We start from the raw sequence: 14,309 nt of genomic DNA, 5'->3' as shown, positions 1-14,309 counted from the left end.
TTATTTAAATCTAATTAATGAGGTATTTATATGCAAATTAAGAATCCTCCGCTTATTTTCCAAGTAGTTGGTTATAAAAATTCAGGAAAAACCACACTTATGGAGAGGTTAATCAGCTATCTTTCGTCAAAAGAGTTACAAGTAGGTACACTAAAACACCATGGGCATGGTGGAGAACCAGCATCTGTTAAGGAAACGGACAGTTCGAAGCATCTACAGGCAGGATCCAGTATCAGTGCTGTACAAGGGGAGAGAGAGCTTCACATAACCGTAAAGGATACAACTTCATTTGAGTTAGACGAACTCCTGCAATTTTATACAGTGCTGCCATTGGATATTTTATTAATTGAAGGATATAAAAAAGCAGATTATCCGAAAATAGTTATCCTAAAAGATGAAAAAGACATGGCCCTACTGGAACTGTCCAATATTATTGCAGTTGGCTGCTGGAATGAGGTCCTCGCTGAAAATAGTGACTATTATACATTTCCTTTACAAAAAACCGAAGAAAATTTACCGGCATTAATAGCCTGTATGGTGGGGAGGCAATTAAATGAAAACTGATTATTGGATTACAAACAAGCCAATTGAAATAACCGAAGTAGTGGCCAAAGTAACTCGTCCAGAAGCCGGAGCTGTTAATACGTTCATTGGTACAGTAAGAGAATTTACAAAAGGTAAGCGGACATTACATTTGGAGTATCAAGCCTATGTTGCTATGGCAGAGAAAAAGCTTGCACAAATAGGCGAGGAAATAGATCAAAAATGGGATGGAGCAAGAACAGCTATTGCACATCGTATCGGTAGGTTGGAGATCTCTGATATTGCTGTGGTAATTGCAGTCTCAACACCGCATCGCAATGATGCATTTGAAGCGAGCCGTTATGCAATAGAGCGAATAAAAGAAATCGTTCCAATCTGGAAAAAAGAACATTGGGAAGATGGAACTCTTTGGATCGGTGATCAGAAAGAGAAGCAATCCTACACAGAGAACATACCTGCCGAAGACGACATGAAAGGCAAGTAACTTTTGTCTTCGTAACACGAGGAGGCCATTCTTAATAATGGCCTCCGGCAGCTACAATCCGAGACTCTCTCTTGCTTTGTTACTCATTTTACCAGGGTTCCAAGCAGGGTCCCAGCTGATCTCTACCTGCACATCAGATACACCGTCCACCTGACTGATTCGATGCTCTACACCAATTCTAATGCTATCATGCATGGGACAGCCGGGAGTGGTCAAGGTCATTCTTATGATCACAACAGTTTCCTGAATGTCTATGCCATAAATTAGACCCAAGTCGACGATATTAATCCCCAGCTCTGGATCGATCACGTCGGATAATGCAGCATTTACGTTTGATTCAAGTGACATGATTATTCTCCTTTCCTCTTACTTACATAAAATCCGCACAATAGTTAAGGCATAGGCTAGTGAGGTAGCTGCTAATAAACCTTGGAAAAATGAGTACAGCAACCCCAATCTGTAATAAAGCGCCACTGGTTAAGCCGATTACACTACCTGCAAATAATAGAAATAAAACAACACTAAACCGCTCATTGATCATCTCTTTTAAAGTGGGCACTTTTTCCTTTCCAATTTTATCGGCGTATTTATGAGTCCACCAGAGGAATGGAACAATTTTATATAGATAGCCCAAGATACTAAAAATAATCCAGCACATAATGTAAAGAAAAAGAAGCCAGCTCCAAACAGCAGCATCGTTAACACTGAGTAAATGCAATACTAAAGCTAAAAAGTGAAGCATTAAACCATTTAGAATAGCAACTAACGAGAAGATAAAAGGCTTATCCAACTTTTTCTTTATTCTTTTAATTAAAATCTCTTTTACGTCTAATACAAAGTAAACAAATCCAAGGAAGAGAAAAAACCATCCAACTGTTTCCAAATAGATAAAGCTCAGCCAAAGTGAACTGATAACGAGAAGAAGCCCAGTGACATAAGTGAAAAAAGCTTTCTTCATCCATTTCAATGAATAGCCATGAGAAAGGCTGAACATTGGTACTAATTTATAGGAAAAACCAAAAATAAGTAATGTGAACCAGCCTGTAATCCCTAATAGAATATGGGTATATAAAATAGTGTTATGGCTGCCAATACCACCATAAGCAATGTTCCAGGCCAATAAGAAACCAGCACCTACAGTTAAGAAAAAGCTTGTAATAGCAGCTAGAACAAAATAAGTCATCATGCTTTTCTCTTTTTGTTTGAGGATTGTTTTTGTCATCTGAAAAATAAATAATATAATTCCGGTTATCGCCAGTATTCCTCCATAAATCGCGTCAGCTGGCTTCATTCCGAGTAAAATTGAAAAAAGTGTAATTCCAACAGCAGTTATAATGAATTGAAGGTACCCCAGCTTCTGACTCCAGATAGGGGTAAGAAAGGCAACGGGAACAAGTTGATACATGGCTCCCATTGCGATCATTACTGCGTAACCCAATAAAAGAAAATGCGCTCCCATCCAAATATCCGGGATACGAAACTGTCCAGCTGCTAACGAGTCACTGTTAAAAAAAAGAATAAATTGTGCAACTACTAATGCAGCAAGAGCATACAGGATGAACGCTAATGGAAGTTTGACATTGGTATCTGACTTCATGCTGACTCCGGGGATCATATTAATCACCTGTCTTAGTTATTATAATTTTAAAGCTTCCGTCTTCCAAAGCTACTGTTTCGTGCACGTACCCACGCTCGTCTAACTCCTCATATAAAAACATTGGTCGGCGATCATTAATAATTGATAGCTGTTCATTTGTAAGCAGCTTATCTAATGCTTTTAGTGTTCTCATCATTGGTTGGGGAGGCTCTAACCCACGATTGTCGATCATCATAAACGTTAACCCTCTATCCTTGTATAAACTGTTTTCCAATGCTTTTTATCTACCTTTTCGGACTTATTTTCAAAACCCTTTCTTCTTAAAACAGCATGCAGTGGCACTGGGTTAAAAGGGGCATGCAGAATAAAATCCTGCCCTTCCTCCAACTGCTTTATCGTGCTCATAATTTTATCAAATGGTTCCTTTTTTAATCGTAAATCTTCACGTACATCCAATTCTAAGAAAGCTTCTTTTATCGCCATATTGATCACCTCTTTCATTTTATATCTATATGATAATCATTTTCAATTAGCTGTGTAGTGATTAGAATCACATTAGTGGATCTGTATAAATCATGATTTAAATATAAAATAAAAAAGCAAACTGCCATTAATAACAGTTTGCTTTGAAAAGAGCTGTATTTAAAATAATTCATCTTCCAACGCTTCAGGTTCTACCAGGATATACCCATCTTTCGTTGTGCTGATTAAATTCTTTTTTTTCAATTGGGTTAATGTCCGACTCACTGTTTCACGACTCGATCCTATCATATTTGCCAGTTCACGGTTTGTAAACTGAGTAGTAATCCGAATTTGCCCATCGCTTAATTCTTTCCCATAGCTTTTAGCTAGTCGAGACAAAAGCATGATAATTTGATCGTATGTATTAAGCAGAATCTTCTCTTCAAGTCGGCTTTGCAGGTCTACAATCTTATCACCAAGTACACGAAATAGTTTTACACAGGTCTCCGGATGAGTGATAAGGAAGTTCTCGAACGAACTAATAGGTATATATATTAAAACGGCATCTTCATGCACCTCAGCATGTGCCGGGCAATCATCCTGTCTGAAGAACCCTTGGTGCGGAAACATATCCCCCTTCTGGAGTACATTAACAATCTGTTCTTTTCCATGGACGTCTGTTTTATAGATTTTTACTTTTCCCAGGTGGATGAAATAAACATTAGTTAACGGGTCGCCCTGCATAAAAATATGTGTGCCAGAACGATAGGTCCGATTTTTGGCAATATCAAGAATTGGTTCCATCTCAAAGTCAGTTAGATCTTTAAATAAAGGAAATGATTGCAAAAGCTCTTGTACGGATTTTGTATTCATTAAAACGCTCCTCTCTTTTTGGAACTTATATGAAGTAATGCTCTTCTCTTCTTCTAGTTTATCATGTTTAAACCGGGTACATCAGTTAAAAAGTATACAGCGTGATTAAAATCATATGTTTATGGTGTTTTTTCTCACAGCTGCGTTCAGTTCCAGAGGATAAAATATAGATGTCGAACAAATAGTACCATAATAATGGGGGGTTAATATTATGAACGAAATACAGTATACCGTAAAATTACACGCACCTGATATTGAGCCGAGATTTAGACATCCACGGATATTTGAGGTATTTGATGAGCTTAATGCAGGAGAATTTATGGAGTTATCCAACGATCACAACCCGAAGCCACTGGAGTATCAATTTATGATGGAAAGAGAAGGTACTTTTATTTGGGAATACCTGGAGGAAGGTCCGTTGCTATGGAGAGTGGCAATTGGAAAGAAATAGAAGCTTACTAGTTGAAGACCTCTGAAGTTTTACACTTCGGAGGTCTTTTCCTATAGGTGATAAAATAGCCACGTGTGACGATTTATTGACAATGCCACACTAAGTGAAAAACATCACAGCCATGGGAAATGGAGTATTATACAATGAAGACAGAAATTAATAGGAGGGGTCATATGTTTCCTCGAGATTATAATGAAAATCCATTTATTGTTATTTGGGAGCTGACACGTGCTTGCCAATTAAAATGTTTACACTGCCGTGCAGAAGCACAGTACCATCGGAACCCATTGGAAATAACGTTTGAAGAAGGTAAAAAACTAATTGATGATATATATGAAATGGATAATCCTATGCTTGTTTTTACAGGTGGAGATCCATTAGAACGTCCAGATGTTTTTGATATTGCTGAATATGCTGTAAAAAAAGGTGTACGTGTTTCCATGACACCATCAGCGACGCCTAATGTAACAAAAGAAGCGATGCAAAAAGCAAAAGATGTAGGTTTAGCGCGTTGGGCATTTAGTGTGGATGGTCATTGTAAAGAAGTTCATGACCATTTCAGAGGTACCAAAGGCTCGTTCGACTTAACGATGAATGCAATAGAATACTTACATGAATTGGAAATGCCTCTACAAATAAACACGGTTATTTCAAAATATAATTATGAATATTTAGATGAAATGGCTGAAATGGTTGAAAAATTAGGAGTTGTCTTATGGAGCGTCTTTTTCCTTGTTCCTACAGGGCGGGGTAAAGAATCCGATATGATTTCACCTGCCGAACATGAACGTGTACTGAGATGGCTTTATAAGCTTTCGAAGCGTGTTCCATTTGATATAAAAACAACAGCAGCACAGCATTATCGCCGTGTTGTAATTCAAAACAAAATGCGTGAAGCTAAAGGTATTAGTGATAAAGACAATATTTTCTATGAGGATGCACTAAATACAGGTAAAATTGGACAAATTGATGGATTAGGTCGTGCACCTAAGGGTGTGAATGATGGAAACGGTTTTGTGTTTATTTCACATACTGGAGACGTGTATCCAAGTGGACTTTTGCCGATAAAAGCAGGTAATATCCGCCAAACTCCGTTAGCAACAATCTACCGTGAATCGGAAGTTTTCCAAAACTTGAGAAACCCGGATAAGTATAAAGGGAAATGCGGTGTTTGTGAATTCCGGCATGTATGTGGAGGCTCGAGGTCTAGAGCCTATAATGTTACCGGAGATTATATGGAGAGCGAACCATATTGTGTGTATATTCCAAAAGCAATGCGTAAACAAAAAAAGCTGAAAGTATAAACAAAAGCTTCCAGAAGGATATTCTGGGAGCTTTCACCTATTTATGGATGGTGGTATTATTCTTAGCTGTTAGCAAATTGTTTTCACGGTAAGGAACTTTTTCTTAAACAAAAAACAGGTTGGGACAAAAGAGGAAGTATTCAGGGAAATCCGAACATTAACGCCTGAGCAAATGTATCGCTTCGACAAAATACTTCGCTTTTTAGTGGGCACGGCTTCAGCTAACTGTGTGAAGAAGAGCACTTCACACAGTGGATCTTCAGCTCGTGCTGTTCCCACAGGAGTCTGCGTATTTTGCTTACGCTAAGTTCCGATTGTTCGGATTCTCATTCTTCCCATTTAGTTATGTCCCAGCCTCTTTCACTTTAATTATAAGAATAAGATTACAAGGGTACCTACAATAAAACAATAGAAAGCAAAGTATTTAAGGTTTCCTTTAGCCATAATATTGATAAACCATTTTAAGGCGTAAAATGAAGCAACAATGGACGCCATAAATGCGATTAAATAAGGAATCATTAATGCTTCAAAATCAGGATCCGTGATAATATCCGTAAATTTTAAAACGGTAATTCCCAGACTTACTGGAATGTACAATAGAAACGAAAAACGAAGTGCAGTTTCCTGTTTCATTCCGACCAGCATTGCAGCAACGATCGTAGCCCCTGAACGGCTGATCCCCGGTACTAAAGCGGCTGCTTGTGCAAAACCAACGATTAAAGCATCTCTAACTGTTAAATCACCATCATTTTTCCTGCCACGCAGATTCCGGATAATCCATAATGCAGTACCTGTGATGAGAAGGGTTATTCCAACGACGGCAACAAAACTAAGCGCATCTTCAATATAATCCTCAAACAATAAACCGATAATGCCTGTAGGGATTGTGGCTACTACAAGAAATAGAATAAATTGAAAATCGTCTTTGGCTGCTTCTTCCTTTTTCGTCAAAAAACGAAAGAAATTTTGGGTTAAACGAATAATATCTTTTCTAAAAACAAGCAAGACTGCAATTAGCGATCCGAAGTTAACAAGGATCTCAAAAGAAAGTCCTTTTATTTCTATTTCAAACAGTTCACGAAGAATTACCAGATGGCCGCTTGATGAAATAGGTATTGGTTCTGAAAATCCTTGAAATAAGCCTAAAAATAAATAGGTAAGTAATGTCCATAGTTCAGTAATGTTGTCCATGGGCTATCCTCCTGTTACGTAATACATTTCATTTCATAGATAGAACAAGTCACCAACCCATAGGCTACTGAATAGTCTAATTGGGGAGGTTGATAATATGAATAATGATTATCATCAAATATACGAGTTATGTAAAAGTCATATGCATTCCTACGTACTTGCTGAGATGGTTGATGGTTCGAAAGTAGATGGAATCATAACTGGATTGGATGACGAAAATGTTTATTTTGCAGTACCTTTAGATCCAAGTGAGCAGCAATACGCAGGCTACCACGAAAATATGCCTCAAACTCATCACCGTGAAGAAAGATACGGAGGGTTTGGTGGTTATCCGGGTTACGGTGCACCAGGGTTCGGGTTCCCAGGTTATGGATTTGGCCGTCCACCCTTTAGATTCAGACGGCTTGTATTACCATTGGCTGCACTAGCTGCATTAAGTGTTCTGCCTTGGTATTAATATAGATCAAATCCTGCATAAAAATGAAACCCTTGCCATTTAGTTCCTTAAACGGGCAAGGGTTTATTCTACATGACTACTACTTTTATGTACATTGTTTAGTTAGTGTCTTCTTCTTTTAAGACGCCTTCTCCTAATATTACAACGGCAACTACAAGAATAGCGGCAAGAACCAGTGTATTCACTAAGCTAAACGCTTCATTACCCATACTGGATAAAACATAAGAGATAACACCACTTATTAGAACTGCCCACACTATTGTCATTATGTAACGCATAGTTAACACCTCATCTTTTTTTACAAGTAACCTTAGTTTTTCTTAACATTCTCTTATAGTTTACCAAATCAGTACATAAAATAAAAGTATAAAATTTATTTAAGTAAAGGAGGATCTACATGACTTATCTGGTTGTGAATTGTAATCAGTGGATTGGTTTCCATATTACAGAATCCCTGCTTGATGATGGACGGATGGTTCACGGGGTGATAAATGAAACTATTGATGACAGCCTAACCATGTTTTTTGGTAGAAATAGTTCCTTTACGCTTGCTGAACCAGTAACTAGCGAATTCTATGAGAATGCAGTTATCATTCATGATGTTAAAGATAATACAGAAATTCAAGCCAAACGTAAGATTTTTATTGATCCTAGTGACCGAGTAAAAGATAGTGACAGTATTGTGTCAATTAAAGCTCCTCTGCTCTTTGGTGAATGGATGCCAATGAATGAAAATGGTCTGTACAGTAATAATAAATTTATTCGCTTTGATTCACCTTATTTTAAACAAAACGCAGTATACATTAAAGACTTTACAAAATCTCTGTTGAGCTGGCTTGAAAAAAGTAAGCTGCAATCAGAAATAGTGGTAAAATCATCAAGTAATAGAACAAAAGAAGATGTAAAACTTGAAAATTCGATCTACATTCGTGACAATGTACCTACTGAAGAAAATTTGGAGAGAGTTCTTAACCATTTTAAATTGTATAGTAAATTTTACTAATGATACAAAAACGTAACGGAATCTATTATTTACTCATCTTCAGCAAGGGGATACAATATCAGTAGTACACAGAATAGGTAGGATCCAGATTGGAGTGCCCAAATTGAAAAAGTTATTCGTTTTATTAATTGGCACATTATTACTCGTAACGGGATGCGGTAATTATTTTGAAGGCAACCAGATTCAAAATGTTGGCATGCTCATGGATGGCACTATCGAAAATCAGGCATGGGCAGAAAAGGGTTATAATGGATTGGTGCAAATTGGTGAAGACTATGATGTAGATATATTTTATAAAGAGGAAATAATAACTGAGCAAGAGATTTCAAATGCGATTGAGGCGTTTGTTCAAGATGGTGTTAACCTCATATTTGGCCATAGCAGTATATATGGAAAGTATTTTGTTGATCTGGCAGAATTGTATCCGGATGTTCATTTTGTCTATTTTAATGGGGGTTATTTTGATGAGAATGTCACCAGTTTAAATTTCAGTGCACATGCCATGGGATTTTTTGGTGGTATGGTCGCTGGTAAAATGACTTCAACAAACCATGTTGGAATTGTTTCCGCATATGAGTGGCAACCGGAAATAGAGGGTTTTTATGAAGGAGTAAAATATCAAAATAGTGAAGCAGTAGTACATATGAATTTTATCAACGACTGGAATGATACAAAGACAGCGGGAGAAATGTATGAAAAGCTGCGAGACTATGATGTGGATGTTTTTTATCCAACTGGAGACTCCTTTACGTCAGATATCATTCATCGAGCTAAAGAAGATGACTTATATGCTATTGGCTATGTTTCGGATCAATCAGATACGGGTGATCGAACGGTGTTAACGAGCACGATACAGCATGTGGACAAGCTCTATGAGATGACAGCGAAGAAATTTAATAAGGGTCAGCTTGAAGGTACAATTATGACGTTTGATTTCCAAGAAGAAGCGATTTCCTTAGGCGAATTTAGCCCGGATGTTCCTAAGTACTTTCAAAAGCTGGTTAATGATGCAGTTGACAGATATATAGAAACAGGCTTATTGCCAAATGAATAATATAAATTCTGTTACAGTAAGTCATCCGGCTTTTAATAAATTGGTCTTAAATTTTCAAGTCTATAAACTGTTCGGAATTTCCATTATTTAACATAAATGATTTTTAGTACTTGCAAGAAAAACAAATATACATTAAAATTAGTACCAAGTCATAATAATTGCTATTAACATTAGTATATAAGGAGATGGGAATATGGGTGTTGGTGTATTAGGAACTGGTCACTATCTTCCAACAAAAGTTATTACAAATAAAGATATGGAAAAAATTGTGGATACAAATGATGAATGGATAAGAACAAGAACAGGAATAGAAGAACGCAGGTTTGCAGAAGATGATATTAATACATCAGACATGGCATTCTATGCTGCAGAAGAAGCTTTAAAAGAAGCGGATGTAAAGGCAGAGGAAATTGATTTAATCTTAGTTGCGACTGTCACGCCAGACACTCCTTTCCCTTCTGTAGCCTGTATGATACAAGATAGACTGGGTGCTTCAAAAGCAGCAGCAATGGATATCAGTGCTGCATGTTCCGGGTTTATGTATGGAATAGTTACCGCAAAGCAATTCATTGATACAAAAGCTTATAAGAAGGTTCTCGTAGTTGGAACGGAAAAGTTATCTAAAATCACAAACTGGGAAGACCGTGGTACTTGTGTACTTCTGGGGGATGGCGCAGGAGCAGCTGTTATTGGCGAAGTCTCTGAAGGAAAAGGGATTTTATCATTTGAATTAGGGGCCAATGGAGCAGGGGGCAAAGAGCTCTACCAAGATGAAAATGATCATTTAGTGATGAATGGTCGTGAGGTCTATAAATTTGCTGTTAGGCAAATGCCTGAATCAACCGTTAATGTGATAGAAAAAATAGGTTTCAGTAGAGAAGATGTAGACTATTTAATTCCACACCAGGCAAATATCAGAATTATGAATGCCGCACGTGAACGGTTGGGGATTTCTGAAGATAAAATGGCTACCACGATTAAAAAGTATGGTAACAATTCTTCAGCATCTATTCCTATGGCATTATCAGAATCTGTTAAAGATGGTAAGATTAAAGATAATGACCTAATTGTACTGGTCGGTTTTGGTGGTGGATTAACCTGGGGCGCTATTGCGATGCGCTGGGGAAGATAAGCAAGTAAACAATATTGTTCATGTTAGAGGAGGAGTGCCATATGGAAGCAAGAAGAGTAGTTGTAACCGGACTAGGGGCTGTAACCCCAGTGGGAAATAACGTTGATCAAATGTGGGAAAACATTGCTGCAGGAAAGTCAGGTATAGATTTTGTGACCCGTGTAAATAAAGATGACTTTCCTGCAAAGGTTGCAGCAGAGGTAAAAGACTTTGACCCAACCCAGTATATGGAAAAGAAAGATGCAAGGAAAATGGACTTATTCACACAATTTGCAGTAGCTGCAGCAAAAATGGCAGTTGAAGACGCAAAGTTGACGATTGATGACAGTAATGCACATCGTGTAGGTGTATGGATAGGTTCTGGAATTGGCGGTATGGCAACATGGGAAGATCAGCATCAAAAGTTTCTGGAAAAAGGACCAAAACGTGTAAGCCCGTTTTTTGTGCCAATGATGATTCCAGATATGGCTGCAGGTCAGGTGTCTATTCAACTTGGTGCAAAAGGAATTAATTCCTGTAGTGTTACTGCATGTGCATCCGGTGCCAATTCAATAGGTGACGCATTTAAGGCTGTACAGCGTGGCGACGTTGACTACATCATTGCCGGCGGAACGGAAGCCCCAATTTCAAACATGGCTTTTGCCGGGTTTTCTGCAATGAAAGCTTTGTCACTTAATGAAGACCCTCAAAAGGCAAGTCGTCCATTTGATGAAAATCGCGATGGCTTTGTTATGGGGGAAGGTTCTGGAATATTAATTCTAGAAACATTGGAGAGTGCACTTGAGCGTGGTGCCAAGATTTATGGTGAAATTGTTGGCTATGGTGCCACTGGAGATGCTTTCCACATTACCGCTCCGGCAGAGCATGGCGAGGGAGCTGCACGTGCGATGCAGCATGCATTAAATGATGCAGGTATTTCTCCTGATGAAGTTGATTATATTAATGCTCATGGGACTAGTACGGCATTAAATGATAAATATGAAACAGAAGCGATAAAGACTGTTTTGGGATCACATGCTCATAAAGTGGCTGTATCCTCAACTAAATCAATGACTGGTCATTTATTAGGAGCAGCGGGTGGTATTGAGTCTGTAATTTCCATTAAAGCAATTGAGAGCAGCTTAATCCCTGCTACTATCAATTACGAAACACCAGACCCTGACTGCGACTTGGATTATGTTCCAAATGAAGCGAGGAAACAGGATGTTAATGTAGTTGTAAGTAATTCCTTAGGCTTTGGCGGGCATAATGTTGCACTGGTTTTTAAAAAATATCAATAATTATAGCTAAAACGAAGAAGCTGATCAGATCAATCTGGTCAGCTTCTTCTAATTCTCGTTACTGTAAGGAAAGCGATTAACAAAACCATGTACCGGCCACTCCAATTAGTAATCATTTATTAAGTGGTACAAGCATAAAATAGAGTACTAGTGTGCAGGACTAGCTGGGAGTGGTGCGGTACTTATGGGGTATATATTTTTATTTTTAATTGGATTTGGGCTTGCTGTATCTGGGGGCGTAACCATCATCGCATATATGAACTTCTTGCCAGCAGGATTAACTTGGATGGAATATTTCAATTTTATAATAGGAAGATTAGAATGTTATTTCCTACCAATCGGTGTTTTACTAATGTCGCTCGTGCTATATCGTTTTCCAAACAACCCTTAAAATTTACTAACTTAGAATATTTTTCTAAATGATGGTCATAATGTATTTTAAGTACGTGTTCAAAATGTGGATAAAAAGACGGCCGGTTAATTCGAATATATCCTGCATCAGGGGGTACTTGTTGATAGATAAATTCGAGCAGTATTTTTACCGCGATTTTTGAACATTTCCTTTAAGTTTAGTTCTAAAAGTGAGGGTTGCTTATGTTATACATGCACGATGTTTGGGTTAATTGGTTTGAAGGAGAAGAAAATGGGTACAATGTTTGTTATTTTCATGAGTGGCGCAAAGAGGATGGAATAGAATTATTAGATCAGGTTCCATTACTATACATAACAGAAGAACTATACAACTTCATTGAAAATGATATGCATGATTTGCCGAAAGCTTTACTCGATGCAGTTTATAAACGCGCCTATACACGTAAAGGGCAGGAAAGGTCTGTACTGGACTATGCAGGTATAATTACAAATGGGAATGATATTATGGCATTTGATACGATAGGGTATCAAATTCCGATCCGTAAAAGCAGGTTAATACCAAGGCAGGAGCAGCTCGTATTCGACATGATCCAGAGTACAAAGGCACAATCCTTTAAATTTGATAACAGTTTATACAAAAAAGAATACCACATGCTTTCCATGGCCCCTGAACTTGTCTTTGGTTTAACAAGAAGAGAACGTCAATTAAAGCAACTGCTTATGATGGCACTCGATCAGCTCAGAACAACAAATAATCCACTCGAATTAAGATATTGGCTAACAGAATGGGATCCCAAAAAGTACCCGTCCATACGTTTTATGAATGAAGAAAAAGTTTGGGGCGCCTTGTATAATGGGGTTCGGCAAGGATGGAGTTCATCACATGAGGAATTATGTGCGAAGTTAATTAAGGGTCAGCCTTTCCTGGAAAAAGTTTGGGAAATTGAAACTGGTCAGGAACAAAGTACGACAAATCAAAAGTGAAAAGGCTGTATAGTTAGAGGGCACCTGGATCTCCAGATGCCCTTTTGTCTTTCTATTTTTTCTTTATGACTCTTCCTAATCCCATTGCCTTTTTTGCTTTTGCAACGGTTTTGTTAGCAGTAAATGAGGCTTTTTCCGCTCCTGCATCAAGGATATCATCCAGTTCATCGGAATCAATTAAAGCAGCATACTTTTCCTGAATAGGTTTTAATACACCTATTACAGCACTAGCTACACCCTGTTTGAAATCACCGTATCCTTTGCCGTCGTATTTTGCAGTGAGAGTCTCAATGGACTCCCCTGTACAGCTGGAATAGATGTTCAGCAGATTGGATACGCCTGGTTTATTTTCCTTATCAAATCGAACGATTCCTTCTGAATCCGTTACTGCACTTTTAATTTTCTTCTCAATTTTCTTCGGTTCATCAAGCATGGAAATGTATCCTTTTTCATTCTCATCTGATTTACTCATCTTCTTTGTCGGCTCCTGTAAGGACATGATTCGGGCTCCAACTTTTGGGATGCGTACTTCAGGTACGGTAAAGATATCATTAAATCTATTGTTAAAACGTTGGGCAAGGTTTCTGGTCAGCTCTAAATGCTGCTTCTGATCTTCACCTACAGGTACAAGGTTGGTGTTATAAAGCAGGATATCAGCTGCCATTAACGATGGGTATGTCAGCAAACCAGAAGAGACACCTTCTTTACCTGTCGATTTATCCTTATATTGTGTCATTCGTTCCAATTCGCCGATATAGCTGATGGATTGAAGCATCCATCCTAATTGGGTATGTGCTGGTACCTCTGACTGTATAAATAGTGTAGAGTCCTCAGGATTAATGCCTGATGCCAGGTATAATGCTGCCAGCGAGCGGATGTTTTGGCGCAGCTTTAATCTGTCTTGTGGAACTGTAATCGCATGTTCATCTACAATACAAAAGTAGCATTGATAATCATCCTGTAATTGAACGAACTGCTGTATTGCACCTAAATAATTCCCAATGGTTAATGTACCACTTGGTTGTATACCGGAAAAAATAGTTTTCACTTTTAAACCACTCCATTTTATTTTAAATTTGTCCATTAAAAAAAGCCCATTTATCCCTAAGACAGGGACGAATG

19 protein-coding genes and 1 other annotated feature (1 of these 20 cut by a window edge) are annotated in these 14,309 nt (G+C 38.1%); of the genes, 11 read left to right on the top strand and 8 right to left on the bottom strand.

Going from position 1 to position 14,309, the window contains the following annotated elements:
• Positions 1-30 precede the first annotated feature (30 nt).
• Both mobB and QGM71_RS08955 read left to right on the top strand, forming a co-directional pair.
• Entirely contained in the window at positions 31-564 is a 534-nt protein-coding gene (mobB, locus tag QGM71_RS08960) for a molybdopterin-guanine dinucleotide biosynthesis protein B (RefSeq protein ID WP_327607198.1), read from the top strand.
• Entirely contained in the window at positions 554-1,027 is a 474-nt protein-coding gene (locus QGM71_RS08955) for a molybdenum cofactor biosynthesis protein MoaE (protein ID WP_327607197.1), read from the top strand. The genes mobB and QGM71_RS08955 overlap by 11 nt, the downstream gene beginning before the upstream one ends.
• A 51-nt stretch (positions 1,028-1,078) precedes the next feature.
• Here QGM71_RS08955 and QGM71_RS08950 read toward each other — a convergent pair whose 3' ends face one another.
• From QGM71_RS08950 to QGM71_RS08930, 5 genes are all read right to left on the bottom strand, one after another.
• On the bottom strand, positions 1,079-1,375 hold the full coding sequence (locus QGM71_RS08950) for a metal-sulfur cluster assembly factor (RefSeq protein WP_327607196.1): 297 nt from the start codon (positions 1,373-1,375) through the stop codon (positions 1,079-1,081).
• Positions 1,376-1,397: 22 nt separating this feature from the next.
• On the bottom strand, positions 1,398-2,642 hold the full coding sequence (locus QGM71_RS08945; RefSeq protein WP_327607195.1) for a hypothetical protein: 1,245 nt from the start codon (positions 2,640-2,642) through the stop codon (positions 1,398-1,400).
• Position 2,643: 1 nt separating this feature from the next.
• The gene (locus tag QGM71_RS08940; RefSeq protein WP_327607194.1) at positions 2,644-2,859 is read right to left on the bottom strand and encodes a DUF2249 domain-containing protein; all 216 of its coding nucleotides are present in this window, start codon (positions 2,857-2,859) and stop codon (positions 2,644-2,646) included.
• Between the two features lie 5 nt (positions 2,860-2,864).
• The gene (locus QGM71_RS08935; protein ID WP_327607193.1) at positions 2,865-3,107 is read right to left on the bottom strand and encodes a DUF2249 domain-containing protein; all 243 of its coding nucleotides are present in this window, start codon (positions 3,105-3,107) and stop codon (positions 2,865-2,867) included.
• Between the two features lie 159 nt (positions 3,108-3,266).
• A complete protein-coding gene (locus QGM71_RS08930) occupies positions 3,267-3,959 on the bottom strand; it encodes a Crp/Fnr family transcriptional regulator (RefSeq protein WP_327607192.1) in 693 nt (230 codons plus the stop codon).
• Between the two features lie 211 nt (positions 3,960-4,170).
• Between QGM71_RS08930 and QGM71_RS08925 the strand changes: the two genes are divergently transcribed.
• On the top strand, positions 4,171-4,410 hold the full coding sequence (locus QGM71_RS08925; protein ID WP_327607191.1) for a DUF2249 domain-containing protein: 240 nt from the start codon (positions 4,171-4,173) through the stop codon (positions 4,408-4,410).
• Between the two features lie 173 nt (positions 4,411-4,583).
• Positions 4,584-5,714, top strand: coding sequence for a TIGR04053 family radical SAM/SPASM domain-containing protein (locus tag QGM71_RS08920; protein ID WP_327607190.1), 1,131 nt, complete (start codon positions 4,584-4,586; stop codon positions 5,712-5,714).
• A gap of 369 nt (positions 5,715-6,083) precedes the next feature.
• Here the strand turns inward: QGM71_RS08920 and QGM71_RS08915 are convergent, their stop codons facing one another.
• The gene (locus QGM71_RS08915) at positions 6,084-6,905 is read right to left on the bottom strand and encodes an undecaprenyl-diphosphate phosphatase (RefSeq protein ID WP_327607189.1); all 822 of its coding nucleotides are present in this window, start codon (positions 6,903-6,905) and stop codon (positions 6,084-6,086) included.
• Positions 6,906-7,002: 97 nt separating this feature from the next.
• Here QGM71_RS08915 and QGM71_RS08910 point away from each other — a divergent pair, with 97 nt between their 5' ends.
• The gene (locus QGM71_RS08910; RefSeq protein ID WP_327607188.1) at positions 7,003-7,362 is read left to right on the top strand and encodes a hypothetical protein; all 360 of its coding nucleotides are present in this window, start codon (positions 7,003-7,005) and stop codon (positions 7,360-7,362) included.
• A 98-nt stretch (positions 7,363-7,460) separates the two neighbouring features.
• Here QGM71_RS08910 and QGM71_RS08905 read toward each other — a convergent pair whose 3' ends face one another.
• Positions 7,461-7,640, bottom strand: coding sequence for a DUF2929 family protein (locus QGM71_RS08905; RefSeq protein ID WP_327607187.1), 180 nt, complete (start codon positions 7,638-7,640; stop codon positions 7,461-7,463).
• Between the two features lie 119 nt (positions 7,641-7,759).
• Here QGM71_RS08905 and QGM71_RS08900 point away from each other — a divergent pair, with 119 nt between their 5' ends.
• The 6 genes from QGM71_RS08900 (at position 7,760) to QGM71_RS08875 (ending at position 13,187) form a co-directional block, all read left to right on the top strand.
• On the top strand, positions 7,760-8,365 hold the full coding sequence (locus tag QGM71_RS08900) for a hypothetical protein (RefSeq protein ID WP_327607186.1): 606 nt from the start codon (positions 7,760-7,762) through the stop codon (positions 8,363-8,365).
• 94 nt (positions 8,366-8,459) lie between these two features.
• The gene (locus tag QGM71_RS08895) at positions 8,460-9,419 is read left to right on the top strand and encodes a BMP family ABC transporter substrate-binding protein (protein WP_327607185.1); all 960 of its coding nucleotides are present in this window, start codon (positions 8,460-8,462) and stop codon (positions 9,417-9,419) included.
• Between the two features lie 193 nt (positions 9,420-9,612).
• Positions 9,613-10,551 (top strand): beta-ketoacyl-ACP synthase III, encoded by a 939-nt coding sequence (locus QGM71_RS08890; RefSeq protein ID WP_327607184.1) that lies wholly within the window; start codon positions 9,613-9,615, stop codon positions 10,549-10,551.
• Positions 10,552-10,592: 41 nt separating this feature from the next.
• On the top strand, positions 10,593-11,831 hold the full coding sequence (gene fabF, locus QGM71_RS08885; protein ID WP_327607183.1) for a beta-ketoacyl-ACP synthase II: 1,239 nt from the start codon (positions 10,593-10,595) through the stop codon (positions 11,829-11,831).
• Positions 11,832-12,015: 184 nt separating this feature from the next.
• Entirely contained in the window at positions 12,016-12,222 is a 207-nt protein-coding gene (locus QGM71_RS08880; protein ID WP_327607182.1) for a hypothetical protein, read from the top strand.
• Between the two features lie 203 nt (positions 12,223-12,425).
• The gene (locus tag QGM71_RS08875; RefSeq protein ID WP_327607181.1) at positions 12,426-13,187 is read left to right on the top strand and encodes a YjbA family protein; all 762 of its coding nucleotides are present in this window, start codon (positions 12,426-12,428) and stop codon (positions 13,185-13,187) included.
• 52 nt (positions 13,188-13,239) lie between these two features.
• On the opposite strand, the gene trpS is transcribed toward QGM71_RS08875, so the two are convergent.
• Complete coding sequence (gene trpS, locus QGM71_RS08870; RefSeq protein ID WP_327607180.1) at positions 13,240-14,235, bottom strand: tryptophan--tRNA ligase; 996 nt, start codon at positions 14,233-14,235, stop codon at positions 13,240-13,242.
• A 60-nt stretch (positions 14,236-14,295) separates the two neighbouring features.
• Positions 14,296-14,309, bottom strand: a binding site (T-box leader) (it continues 166 nt past the right edge of the window).

Source organism: Virgibacillus tibetensis (genome assembly GCF_036026595.1).
Lineage (GTDB): Bacteria > Bacillota > Bacilli > Bacillales > Amphibacillaceae > Virgibacillus_P > Virgibacillus_P tibetensis.
Note: the sequence above shows the minus strand (reverse complement) of the source record. Positions and strands in the feature narration are given on the sequence as shown.

Excerpts from the sequence above, each read along its gene's own strand:
- mobB (WP_327607198.1), top strand. The coding sequence starts at position 31 with ATGCAAATTAAGAATCCTCCGCTTATTTTCCAAGTAGTTGGTTATAAA.
- QGM71_RS08955 (WP_327607197.1), top strand. The coding sequence starts at position 554 with ATGAAAACTGATTATTGGATTACAAACAAGCCAATTGAAATAACCGAA.
- QGM71_RS08950 (WP_327607196.1), bottom strand. The coding sequence starts at position 1,375 with ATGTCACTTGAATCAAACGTAAATGCTGCATTATCCGACGTGATCGAT.
- QGM71_RS08945 (WP_327607195.1), bottom strand. The coding sequence starts at position 2,642 with ATGATCCCCGGAGTCAGCATGAAGTCAGATACCAATGTCAAACTTCCA.
- QGM71_RS08940 (WP_327607194.1), bottom strand. The coding sequence starts at position 2,859 with ATGATGATCGACAATCGTGGGTTAGAGCCTCCCCAACCAATGATGAGA.
- QGM71_RS08935 (WP_327607193.1), bottom strand. The coding sequence starts at position 3,107 with ATGGCGATAAAAGAAGCTTTCTTAGAATTGGATGTACGTGAAGATTTA.
- QGM71_RS08930 (WP_327607192.1), bottom strand. The coding sequence starts at position 3,959 with ATGAATACAAAATCCGTACAAGAGCTTTTGCAATCATTTCCTTTATTT.
- QGM71_RS08925 (WP_327607191.1), top strand. The coding sequence starts at position 4,171 with ATGAACGAAATACAGTATACCGTAAAATTACACGCACCTGATATTGAG.
- QGM71_RS08920 (WP_327607190.1), top strand. The coding sequence starts at position 4,584 with ATGTTTCCTCGAGATTATAATGAAAATCCATTTATTGTTATTTGGGAG.
- QGM71_RS08915 (WP_327607189.1), bottom strand. The coding sequence starts at position 6,905 with ATGGACAACATTACTGAACTATGGACATTACTTACCTATTTATTTTTA.
- QGM71_RS08910 (WP_327607188.1), top strand. The coding sequence starts at position 7,003 with ATGAATAATGATTATCATCAAATATACGAGTTATGTAAAAGTCATATG.
- QGM71_RS08905 (WP_327607187.1), bottom strand. The coding sequence starts at position 7,640 with ATGCGTTACATAATGACAATAGTGTGGGCAGTTCTAATAAGTGGTGTT.
- QGM71_RS08900 (WP_327607186.1), top strand. The coding sequence starts at position 7,760 with ATGACTTATCTGGTTGTGAATTGTAATCAGTGGATTGGTTTCCATATT.
- QGM71_RS08890 (WP_327607184.1), top strand. The coding sequence starts at position 9,613 with ATGGGTGTTGGTGTATTAGGAACTGGTCACTATCTTCCAACAAAAGTT.
- fabF (WP_327607183.1), top strand. The coding sequence starts at position 10,593 with ATGGAAGCAAGAAGAGTAGTTGTAACCGGACTAGGGGCTGTAACCCCA.
- QGM71_RS08880 (WP_327607182.1), top strand. The coding sequence starts at position 12,016 with ATGGGGTATATATTTTTATTTTTAATTGGATTTGGGCTTGCTGTATCT.
- QGM71_RS08875 (WP_327607181.1), top strand. The coding sequence starts at position 12,426 with ATGTTATACATGCACGATGTTTGGGTTAATTGGTTTGAAGGAGAAGAA.